Here is an 11,687-nt window from a genome sequence, read left to right as displayed (position 1 = left end):
GAATGTGGCCAAGATGGGGCCGGTCTTCCAGAATTGGGCGCGCAAGGGATACGGCATGGACTGGCCTGGCTTTGACCCGGAGCTGATTCCGCAACAGGTGGGCGGAGGCACCAGCCACCACGTGGGCGGCGGATTTTGGGCCGGAGCCCTGCGCGCATCGAGCCCGGACAGCGTCTGGGGAGTCACCGACTGGGCCATGTTTGCCACCTCAGTGGGGCTTTCCACCACCGATAGCCCCTACTTGTTGCTCCGTCATCGCCTGCGCTGGCCGAATGGAGAGAACTACTGGCTGCGAACTGACCCGAGCGAAGCAGAAGAGGTGGTGGAAACCACGTGGGAGTTCAACCCGCGCTACCGTTTCCCCTACCGTCCGCCGCGCTTCTTGCCGGTCCGCGTGAAACGCACCGTCCGTTGCTGGAGTGGGTCGGCGAAGGACGAAAAGTACATCATCATCGACTATGTCATCACCAACATTGCCCGTGAGCCGCATGTCTTTGACACCGAGGTGGCCTCACCTGAAGTGTACCGCATGCTGGCCCAGGACTCCACTTTGCAGGATCTGTATCTGCTGTTCACCTACGCTTTCGCCATCAACGCCCGGGGATGGTCCATGCTCTTCCCCCAGTTGCCGCCGGGCGCCTTGAACAACCGTTTTCTGTACGACGCGCGTCAGAGGATGGCTTACGGCTGGGCAGACGACTACACGCAGGCGGCCGGCAATGAGAAGTTTGACCCGTACTTGTACGGCCGTGGTGGGCCGCGCGGCGGCAAGGAGTGGCTGGCACCCGCCTTCGCAGGGATCAAGTTCCTTCATGTCTCGCCGAACAAGCGCGGTCAGGCAAATGCCATCAATCAGGTCGGCTGGTCGGTGAGCGATCCCGCTCATGCCTTCCCCTTCACTGGCCTGGAAACGAACGAGCAGTGGTACGGCGCCATGCGGGACCTGCGCAATGCCTATCAGGCCATACTCTTTCCGCAAGGTCTGGCCGACGACCGGTGGGGGAAGGCCCGCATGTGGACCATGGTGTCCCTCGGGCCTTGGGACCTGGGTCCAGGAGACTCGCTCCGTGTGGTGATGGCCGAGGTAATCGGCAGCGTGCCTTCAGAGCTGGCGTTTGACCCCAACGTGACCGAGCAGGACATAGCCAAGACAAGCCTGGCCGACCTCAATGCCACGGCTCAGCGCGCCCAGTTCAACTTCGAGCATGGCTACAACGTGCCAGATCCACCAGCGGCACCGGACCGCATTGAGTTGTCGCGACTCACCGGGGCCAGAGTGGGGAACGTTATCCGCTGGGATGACGCCGGCGAATACCTGCCCGATTCTGACTACTCCGGCCCGGAAGCCTATGACCTGGCTGGCTATCGCATCTATCGCTCCGACTATCTGCCCATAGGCCCATGGCGCCAGATCGCTGAAGTGGCGGCCAGGGACCCCAGCTTCTTCGACCCAGGTGCGCACACCTACACTTTTGTCGACACCGGGGTCGTGGTGGGGTTCGGCTACTACTATGCGGTTTCGGCCTTCGACACCGGTCACGACCATTGGCCCTTTGACCCCGCAGCGGTGTTCCCGGAAACGAACAGTAATCGCGTGCCCAGTTTGGAGAGCTCGTACTACCCGAACCATACGGTCACGCCGTTTGTCGCCACCTTTTCGCCGGTGAACACGACGCTCGACCGAGTGCTCGTGGTGCCCAATCCCTTTGTCATGCGGTCAGGATTCATTACTCCCGGCGCTCAGGATGTGATATCGTTCATGAATATCCCTAGCCCCTGTACCATTCGCATCTACACCATACGCGGCGACTTGGTAGCCACCATCGAGCACACCGAGGACACGGGGATTGCGCAGTGGGATCAGGTGACAGACTTTGGCCAGTTTGCCGAGAGTGGGTTCTACATTTATCACCTCACCTCGCACGCACCGGCCACAAAGGGGGCTACGCGCATAGGCAAGTTTTGCATTGTCAGGTGAAGGTATGGCACGAGCAGTGTCACCGCTGGTTCTTGCTCTCTTGCTGGTCACCAGCATGGCCAATCCGGGAAGGGCGCAGTTCCGCAAAGTGGGCACGGCGGGCTATACCTTTTTGGAGGTCCCGGTTTCTGCTCGTGTGGCGGCGATGGGTGAGGTGGGTGTGGCGCTGCTCGACGCAGGGCCCGAGGCGCTGTTTGTTAACCCTGCGCTGCTTGCTCACCTTGCGGGCGCGCACGCATTGTGCGTCTCCTACGCCTCATATCTTGCCGAGACAAGCCACCAGGCCTTTTCCATTGCCCTGCGGCTTCCACGGCGCATGGGGGCCTGCGGCCTCAGCATCAACCGGCTGGACTTGGGTGAGATGGTGGAAACGGTCAACGCGGACGTTGACAATCCTGGTGGCGCCTACATCGTTCGCGGCACTTACACGGCAGATGCCTTGGCAATAGGACTCTCCTTTGCCCAGCAGGCGACTGCCTGGTTTGCCTACGGTCTCACCCTTCGCTACGTCCGGGAGCGCATCGCAGCCTACACCTCAGACAACATGCTCGTCGACCTGGGCATGGTCTACACCACCGGGTTCCGTTCCTTTCGCCTTGGCGGGTATGTGCAGAACTTTGGGGTGGACAGCCGCTACATTGGCGACTCGTTCAAGATGCCTATGGTTTTTCGGCTGGGTGCCGCGATGGAGCTCCTGGGCGCGCTGAGCAGCCCATACCGTCTGACTTTAGCCGCCGATGCGTTGCATCCCAGCGACTACAACGAACGGCTCCACGTGGGCGCAGAATGCTGGTTGGCAAATGTGGTGGCCCTCCGCCTGGGTTACAAGTTCTACTACGATGAGGATGGCCTCACCTTAGGGTGCGGCTTCAAGAAGCGCACTGGTCGCGGGCTGGTTGCGTTTGACCTTGCGCATACCGACTACGGCCGCCTACAGTCGGTGTTGCGCATGAGCTTTTCTGCCGAGTTTTGATGAGGAGCTGTCGCGATGAAGTGGAATTTCCGCCTCCACCTCGTCTGGTTTCTTGCCCTGGTGCTGGGTGCGAGCTGTCCTGGGGCCTCTGGTCAGACGGTTCGTCTAGAGTCACTTTCGGCCTGGTCCTCCTATGTTCACGGGCTTGGACTGAAACAAGACCAACACGTGCGTCAGGCGACCGGCTGGGCAGCAGGAGGCACCGCCTCGCTGCGGCTGTCACGGCTCGTGGCTGTGGGGATAACGGCGGGCTATTGCGACCTTACGATCGAGCAAGACAGAGCGGTGGAGCAGTGGAACTGGGCGTTCTGGCAGAGGTTCTACGGCAACTACGTGCGTGACCTGCAATCCAGGGACGCGTCCTACCGGGCTACTTTGACGCCCGATCAGCATCTGTATGTGACACAGGTGGTGCCGTGCATTACGCTGCGCTGGCCCGAGGGCGGCGTTGCCAGTTTCTACCTGGCAACGGGCGCAGGGCCTTGGTTCTATGAGCGTGCGCTGCGCCTGCACGAGGTCTGGGAGAAGGAATTCCCGGAGCTCAACCATGTCTTCGTCTACGACTATTACAACCATGCGGAGGTGCGCAAGGGCGCAGTGTATGTGGCCACTCTTGAGATGGGGGTCGAGGTCGTGGCGCAGCGCTTCTTGCACTTTCGCCTGAGCGGAAGGTACGGTACGGTGTTGCCGACAGGGGGGAGCGACTACGAGCGTTTTCCTGCCACGAGCATGGCGCAACTAACCTGCGCATTGGTATTTGTGTACTGAAGGAGACCAGGCGGTGGTGATCGGCACCACAAGGGTGCGTAGGCATACGGTCATCCTGTGGGGAATGGCGGCCGTCTTGGTGGGAGTGCACGCCTCGGCGGCTGTCGAAGAATCAGGTCAGTGGTACGCACAGGTGCACTGGGGCACGGTGGCACCCGTTGGTAGCCTGCAAAATTGGTTTGCGCCGAGCCCCAGGCTGGTGGGACTTGAGGCAGGCAAATGGCAAAGCAGGGGTTGGTCCTGGCGAGTGGGGGTTGAGTTTCTGGAGTTCGCGCAGGAGAACACATCGCGCCTTTACTACCGCGACCTCGAGCTTCATTTCACGTCGATGAGCGCGACCGTGCGGGGAAGCCATATCATCACCTCATGGCATAGTGTACACCCCTTCGTCGGAGGCGGCGTTGGCCTTCATCGTTGGCGGAGCAGACGTGGGGCTTACCAGCTGGTGGAAGTATCGGTGCCCGCTCGCGAGCAGGAGGAATGGAGCTGGGCCTTCGAGGGTAGTCTTGGGGCACGAATAGGCGTGGCCCGGCGTTTTTGCTTGGTTGTGGAAACGGGATATCGTCTCATCGTGGGTGAACTCTGGCCTGCGCTCGCGCTCCGTCTGGAAAATGTAAGCGGTCTGCAGAGTGTCTTCTGCACGTTGGGTTTGCAGATTGTTTTCTGAGAACTTTTCGTCAATGAGCCAGCCTCGGTACAGCCCCCCAGGCCAGCGACTCTCTTCCTTAGATGCCCTGCGTGGGTTCACTATTGCCGCGATGTTGCTGGTCAACAACACGGTCCACGAGCAGGCATACCCCTCGTGGTTTCGCCATGCAGCCTGGGGAAAGGGGGTCACCTTCTGTGACCTGATCTTTCCGTGGTTTCTTTTTTGCGTAGGCGTGGCCATTCCGTTTTCCTACGCGGCCTGCAAAGCAAGGGACGGGACGCGCGGCGCCTACGTGGTAAAGGCGCTGCGGCGTGCGGTGGTGCTGGTGCTCCTGGGCATAGTGCTCGTTTCCAGCATTGCCAGGCGAGTGGTAGTTGGCCTTGATGTGCTGCAGCTCATCGGTCTTGCCTACCTGGTGGGAGCGCTGGCATATCCTCTTTCGCCGCGGCTGCGCGCAACCTTGATGGTGTTGCTGCTCGTTGCCCACTGGGTGCTTCTGTCCTTTGTTCCGTTTGCGGGCTATACCGGTGGCACTCTTGTGCCTGACCAGAACATCATTGCCTACTTGAACCAGAGGTACCTGGCGCGCTGGCACTTGGCCGGCGCGACTTCCATCGTCCCCACAGGCGCGCTGGTGTGCGGTGGAAGCCTCGTCGGCGACCTCGTGCGCAGAGGTACCGGGGGCGTGGCGAGTCGCGTGCGCGCCCTCGTGCTCATAGGCGCGGCGAGTCTTGGTTTGGGCCTCGTGTGGAGCATCTACCTTCCACTCATCAAAGCGCTCTGGACTGCCTCGTTTGTCCTCTTTGCCGGAGGAATCGCCACGCTCCTTTTGGCGCTGTTCCACTGGCTGATCGAAGGGAGAGGCTACAGGCGCTGGGCTTTCCCCTTCGTGGTGTTCGGGATGAACGCTATCACGGTCTACTTCGTATCCATAATGGTGCGTGTACACACTTTGCAGGAGTGGCAGGTTGAAGTTGGCAGCAGCACTCTCTCGCTGCGCGAGGCGCTCTGGAGGTGGCTGGATTGCCATCTGGGGGTGACCGCGGGCTCCTGGGCCTATACCTGTGCCTACCTCCTGTTCTGGTGGTTGGTGCTCTACTGGATGTATCGGCGCAAGCTTTTCTGGAAGGTCTGACGCCCCTCTTTCTTGCGGACGCCTTGGCGCCAGGCGGATGACTTGACCCTCCTCTGTTGGTCTCCCCGAAGAAGTGCGACTTCGCCAAGCTGAACTGTGAGCAACCAAGTGAGGAGCACTGGATTGCTCGTTACGGGGAGAAAGAAGCGCTGCCGGTCGCAAGGAGGGATCCCAATCCATGAAACAAAGAAACGCACTCTTCGCGGAGTTCCTTCGCAAGCTCGGGCTGCGTCCTGGTCAGCATGTGATGGTGCACGCCTCGCTGCGCCGACTGCGCTCTGCCTTTCCTGGCGTGAGCGCGCAGGGGTTCATCGAGGAGTTGCAGCGACGTGTGGGCCTGTCCGGATCGATAGTGATGCCGGCCTTCACCTACTGCTTCAAGCGCCCGCATGGCCCCCTCGAAGTGTTCGATCCGGCATCTACGCCCAGCAAGGTGGGGGCCCTCTCGGAAGTCTTCCGCAACATGCCCCAGGTTGTTAGGACTTGCTCTGCGACCCATTCCTTTTCGCTCTGGGGCGAAGCGGCCCGGAGCGTTGGGCAGGACAACGCTCCCGAGAGTCCACTCGGAGAAGGAAGCGTGCTGGACTGGCTGGCACAGCAGGCGCACGCCTACGCACTCTTGTTTGCCGTGGACTTTTCGGCTTTGAGCTTCTGCCACTATCTTGAGGTCAAAGCGCCCGTGCCCTGGGTCGGGCATTTCCCATGGAGTCACATGGGCATTCTGCCCGTGGGCGTATCGATCGCAGGAGAACAGCCCCTTCGCGAAGTGCCAGGGTGCTCCAAGAATTTTGTGGCGTTTGAAAGCCACCTCCTGAGCCGCAAGAAAGTGAGGCGTGTGCGCCGAGGCACGTTCTGGGCCTACCTCCTCGAGTTGAATTTGCTCCTCAGTGAGGGACTGCGCTTTTTCCGAGAACACCCGCAGCTGCTCCTCTGCGCTCCTGGTACCTGTCCGGCCTGTGACGAGAGGCGAAGGGCATTCCCGCAGGCCAAAGCGGGACAGGAGGTGTCCCCCCAATAGATCAAGCTCCGTGGACATTCTGCCAATCAAGAATTGCTTGACAATTCCCCACAGATTTGGTAGATTAGCCGTCAACATTTCGGGAAGCACATCGAGGAGAAGTCTATGCAAGACGCGCATGGCCCGTACACCATCCACGTCGTATCCCACACCCATTGGGACCGCGAATGGCGCTATCCCTTCCAGGAGTTTCGCATGCTCCTTGTGGACATGTTCGACGCACTCATCAAGCTGCTGGAAACAAATCCCGACTACAAGTACTTCTTGTTAGATTCCCAGACCATACCGCTGGAAGACTATTTGGCTATCAAGCCAGAGAATGAGCCGGTGCTGCGACGCTTGGTCGCTGAAGGACGCATCCAGATCGGCCCATGGTACACGCTCCCAGACACGCCCGAAATCAGCGGCGAGTCCATTGTGCGCAACCTGCTCATGGGTACCCTCATCACTGAGGAGTGGAAAGGGCAGAAGTGGTCCGGCTACAGCCCGTTCTCCTTTGGCCAATCGTCGCAAATGCCACAAATCTACTTAGGGTTCGAGCTCGACCACATGTTTTTCTACCGGGGAAACAACGACCGCATCACAAAGCACGAGTTCATCTGGGAGGCGCCGGACGGAAGCAGGATCATGGGCATGCGTTCGGTGAACCCGTATGGGCGGGCCAACTGGTATGTCCATGTGTACCGTCCAGTGGCCTTGAACAAATGGCCATTCGAATGGGATTATCACTGGCGCGAGGGACAACTGCCTTTTCATCCCTGCGATGAGGAGCTGTGCGGCTTTGACTACTGGCTCCTGGAAGGAAGGCATCTGGATAAGCTCTACCTGGAGAATTTGCCAAGGGCGCTGGAGGAGATAAAGAGTCACGCCGTCAAGGGCGCAACCTGCGACCAGCTTCTGTACTTGGACGGCATGGATCAGGTCAACCCCTACCCGCGCACGCCCGAGATCATCGCTGAGGCGAACAAACTCAACACAGGCGACACTTACATCCACAGCTCGTTCTACGACTATGTGCAGGCAGTCAAGGCGCGGGCCAAAGACCTCAAGGTGATGCGCGGTGAGTTTCGCTACACGATGGTGGACGGGCTCTGGCAGAACCTCTTTCCAGGAATGCTCTGCGCCAGGATGTACCTGAAGCAGCAGAATCGGGCCTGCGAGCTCAAGTTGCAGAAGAACGCGGATACGTGGGCAGCCATCGCTACCCTCTTGGGCATGGAGTATCCGGAAGGCATGCTGCGCCTGGCCTGGAAGTATCACCTGGCCAACCAGTCCCACGACAGCATTGCGGGGTGCAGTGTCGACCTGGTGCACGAGGACGTGGAGTACCGCAATCGTCAGGTCCGGCATCTGGCTGACAACGTGACCAGGCGCGCAATGGCGCACATCGTCACAAAGATTGACAACGCCCGGCTGCCCGAAGACGCCATCTGCCTTGTGGCATTCAATCCGACCCAATTTCGACGTTCCGAAGTAGTGACGGCAGTAATTGACCTCCCCGAGGAGAGTGGCGCAAGGTGGTTCACCGTGGAGGATGAGTCAGGCGCTCAGCTTCCGGTACAGTTTGTTCGTTCCTATCCATTTGGCCCTATTGTGAAAAACCCGTACGAATTTCCCATCCCGTACAAGGCACGGCGAGTGCATTGCGCCATTGCGCTGAGCGAAGTCCCTGGCGTAGGGTACCGGTCGTTCGTCATCAAGCCACAACCCGGGCGCAAGCTGAACTACGGCAGCTTGTCGCCTGCCGCGAACGTGTTGGAGAATGAGCATCTGCGCGCAGAAATTGCCGGCGATGGGCGGATTGACCTCTTGTGCAAGGCCACTGGGATGACCTACCAGGGGCTTCACTATTTCCAGGATTTTTCCGATGTCGGTGACCACGCCACGCAGCGCAGGGCCGACATTGATGAGGTCATCACCAGTATCGGAGGCCAGGCCGAAGTGGGCAAGGTGCTGGACGGCCCGCTCATGGCCCAATATCGCGTAAAGCTGACGATGATGCTGCCGAAAGACGCGCTTGCCGATGGCAGCCGCCGCAATCCAGAAAGGGTCCCCTTTGAGATTGTCTCGTACGTGACTCTGAAGAAGGGGGCGCCTTGCCTTGAGGTGCGAACCGAGCTCACCAACCATGTGCGCGACCACAAGCTGCTGGCTATGTTCCCTTCGGGCTACGGCACCGCGCAAAAGTCGTACTCAGAGACGCACTTTGACGTGACGGAGCGGGACATCCACCTGCCGGATACTTCCACCTGGAAGGAGCCAATGCTCCCCTACTATCCGCAATACATGTTCTGCGGCGTGCAGGGTGAGGGACATGGGTTGGCGATCCTCAACATCGGATTGCCCGAGTATGCGGTGTTCGAAGACGAGCAGCGCACCATCGCTCTCACGTTGGTGCGCACCTATCGTTTCCCCATCATCGGTGCTGACCCGGAGAATGTGGCCACCGACGAAACGCAGGTGATGTGCCAATGCCTGCGGCCATTCGTATTCGACTACGCGATCTATCCTTACGCAGGCACCTGGGAGCAGGCGGGCGTGTATGAACAGGCTAACCGCTTCAACCTCAAGCTCCACCTTGCGCAGTGCGGGCGTAGCACTGGTACCTTGCCGCCGACGCTCAGCTTCATTGATGTCCAGCCGGCCACGCTCGTGCTCTCGGCGGTGAAGAGGTCATCGCGCACCGACGGACTCATCGTCAGAGTATTCAATCCGACGGAAGAGGAGGTGAAAGGGACAATTACCTTCTGGCGGCCAGTTCGCAAGGCGCAGTTGGTCAAGCTGAATGAAAAGCCCATAGCCCCAGCCGAGGTGGATGGAAGAAGTGTGGAGGTGGTGGCCAGCAAGAACAAGATCGTCACGGTTGAGGTATGGTTGGATTGAGGCACTTGTTCCCCTCGTCTCCGAAGAGGGAGGAAGGGGTGATGCTATGCAGTTGAATCAAGTCTCGCTGTGAGGCACGTCTAAACCATGTGGAGGGAACCATGAAACAGTTCGTCGTTGTGCTCGCCCTGGTGGCGGTGTTCGGCCTAGCAGGAGGGACGCTCTTGGCGCAGGGGAATCCGGAGTTCAACGGCACCTGGAAGCTTCTTCCCGAATTGAGCACCGAAATCGACCTGTACGCCACCCTGACCATCGACGCGACGACCAAGGAGAACGGGATTCTGCTTGTCCAGACATGGGGCACCAGCCGTCGCTTTGTGGATTCCCTGGACCTCCGGACCGATGGTTCGGTGACCAAGCTTCCCATCAAGGACCGGGTGTTCCCCACGAATGTGTTCATGGGGCTTTCCATGCCGGTGGGAGGCGAGCGGCAGCTGGCGGCGCGCTGGGAGAAGGGCGGCACAGTGCTCAGGATCGAGGAGCGGTATAGCGTGCGTGGTTCCCAGGGCCCAACTCCAGTGACATGTGTGCACACCTACGAGCTGCGCGAGGGCGGCGATGTGTTGGTGTACGAGATTTCGCGGTCGACGCGCACCTCTGGCACGCTGCACTATGTGCTGAAGAAGGCGGGCAGGCGCGAAGCGTTCTTCTTCCGCCTCAAGGACAATTGGGAAGTGGCCGGTGGGCTCGCTGAACAGGCGCTCCTCATCAGTCTACAAGGCTTGGCCAATGGCAGCGGTCCTCGTCTCTACCTCCTCTATCCAGAGACGTGGCCGTTTAACTATGTGAAGCCGTTCCTGCAATTCGTGCAGGAAAAGCGCTACTTCACGTTCACTGAGCTCAAGTCTGTGCCCGAGGCCGTGAAGACTTTCAAGGACGCCTTGGCGGGGTACGTCGTTTGGGATCCACAAGTGCGCACCTCGCTGATTGTGGCGTTCACTATCGCCGGCCTGGAAAAGGCGTTGGTGGTGAGCGAAGACTTTATCCCGGTTGCAGAAGAGTGCGGCCTGAAAATGGTGGAGGACCTGCGTGGCAAGTTTGTAGGCATGAATGACGCGCAGATCTATCAGTGGGCCTACGATCGCTACTGGGACCGCTGCAGCCGAGACATCATCATCTGGATGGGAGGCGATGCCGGCCCTGTAATGAAGCCCGGTGTCGCCGACTGGGGAATCTACAACCGCTGCTTTTTCAACGACCTTTCCACCAAGCCAGAAGATGCCGAGGAATACGCACTGGCCAATAAATTGCTCAGCCAGATGAACCCCATGTCCATGGTGATGGGCTGGCATTCCTATGCCAAGGACAAAGAGCGCGACCACGTCAAGTTAGCGTCGAGCTACGGCCTGCGGGTAGAAGGGCTGCATACAATCCCGAATCTCAGCTTCAGCCATCAAGTGCCGCCGACTCCCGGGTTTGTCTTCAAGAACAACCATAACCTCGTGCCCGGCAAGCGCTACAAACCGGGCAAGAAGGTCTACATTGCCTGCGTCCAAACCGACGGCATGGGTATCGGGGCATGGCACCGGCCAGGTCGGGGGGAGATCCCCTATGCCTGGGAGGTTATCATGAATCGGCTGTGGTTGGAGCCCGCTATGCAGGAATACTACTACCGCACGGCCACGCCCAACGACTATCTCATCGGCTGCCTGTCTGGCCCGGGCTATCTCTACCCAAAGGCCGTGCCCCCGCAGCTTTTGCCTGGACTCATCGCCAAGGCCAAGGAATTCATGGAGAGACTTGACCTGCGCGTCTTCGAGATCATGGATTACTCGGAAGGAGCCACCGTCGAGGGGAACACGGAACTGACCAAGGAAGTGGTGGAGGCCTACTACCAGGGTATGCCTGACGTGATCGGTTTTCTCAACGGTTATGCCCCATCATTCACCTTTACGGTGAAGAATGGCAGGCCACTCATCTCGTACGACTATTACCTCTCACCGACAAAACCCGAGGAAGAAGCGGTTGCTGACCTGCGGGAGCTGGCGACCATCAACAAAGTGCGGCCGTACTTCTTGCTCATGCACGTCAGGGAGTCGAGCGACGTGAAGCGGGTCAAGAATATCCTGGGCAAGTTGGGTCCAGAGTTTGAGGTGGTGCCCCTGGACGTCTTCCTGGTGATGGCGGGGAGTCAGCCGACCTTCGTCGAGCGGTTCCTGACCAGGTGAAAAATCTGAGTGAAACCGCGCTGAATGAAATTTTTCTCTTGACTTTTTGTTGCGAATTCGTTATAATACACGGCAAAATGTGTGAGGCAAGTCGTTTCCCCGAGCATCATCGAGT

The 11,687-nt window shown here is 59.3% G+C and carries 8 protein-coding genes; all 8 read left to right on the top strand.

Annotated features, from left to right (window positions below):
- Positions 1–13 precede the first annotated feature (13 nt).
- The 8 genes from H5U38_11100 to H5U38_11065 all read left to right on the top strand — a co-directional run bounded on the left by H5U38_11100 (position 14) and on the right by H5U38_11065 (position 11,572).
- Positions 14–1,978 carry a hypothetical protein gene (locus H5U38_11100; GenBank protein MBC7187571.1) on the top strand — a complete coding sequence of 655 codons (1,965 nt, stop codon included), beginning with the start codon at positions 14–16 and terminating at the stop codon, positions 1,976–1,978.
- Between the two features lie 4 nt (positions 1,979–1,982).
- The gene (locus tag H5U38_11095; GenBank protein ID MBC7187570.1) at positions 1,983–2,951 is read left to right on the top strand and encodes a PorV/PorQ family protein; all 969 of its coding nucleotides are present in this window, start codon (positions 1,983–1,985) and stop codon (positions 2,949–2,951) included.
- A 15-nt stretch (positions 2,952–2,966) separates the two neighbouring features.
- Entirely contained in the window at positions 2,967–3,719 is a 753-nt protein-coding gene (locus H5U38_11090; protein ID MBC7187569.1) for a hypothetical protein, read from the top strand.
- Positions 3,720–3,732: 13 nt separating this feature from the next.
- Complete coding sequence (locus H5U38_11085; GenBank protein MBC7187568.1) at positions 3,733–4,386, top strand: hypothetical protein; 654 nt, start codon at positions 3,733–3,735, stop codon at positions 4,384–4,386.
- 13 nt (positions 4,387–4,399) lie between these two features.
- Positions 4,400–5,503 carry a DUF5009 domain-containing protein gene (locus H5U38_11080; protein ID MBC7187567.1) on the top strand — a complete coding sequence of 368 codons (1,104 nt, stop codon included), beginning with the start codon at positions 4,400–4,402 and terminating at the stop codon, positions 5,501–5,503.
- Between the two features lie 178 nt (positions 5,504–5,681).
- A complete protein-coding gene (locus H5U38_11075; protein MBC7187566.1) occupies positions 5,682–6,521 on the top strand; it encodes an AAC(3) family N-acetyltransferase in 840 nt (279 codons plus the stop codon).
- Between the two features lie 105 nt (positions 6,522–6,626).
- Positions 6,627–9,404 (top strand): hypothetical protein, encoded by a 2,778-nt coding sequence (locus H5U38_11070; GenBank protein MBC7187565.1) that lies wholly within the window; start codon positions 6,627–6,629, stop codon positions 9,402–9,404.
- Positions 9,405–9,505: 101 nt separating this feature from the next.
- Entirely contained in the window at positions 9,506–11,572 is a 2,067-nt protein-coding gene (locus tag H5U38_11065) for a hypothetical protein (GenBank protein MBC7187564.1), read from the top strand.
- The last annotated feature ends 115 nt before the right edge of the window (positions 11,573–11,687 follow it).

This window comes from Calditrichota bacterium (assembly GCA_014359355.1).
Taxonomy (GTDB): domain Bacteria; phylum Zhuqueibacterota; class Zhuqueibacteria; order JANLFK01; family Oleimicrobiaceae; genus Oleimicrobium.
This window is presented reverse-complemented; position numbering and strand designations above follow the sequence as displayed.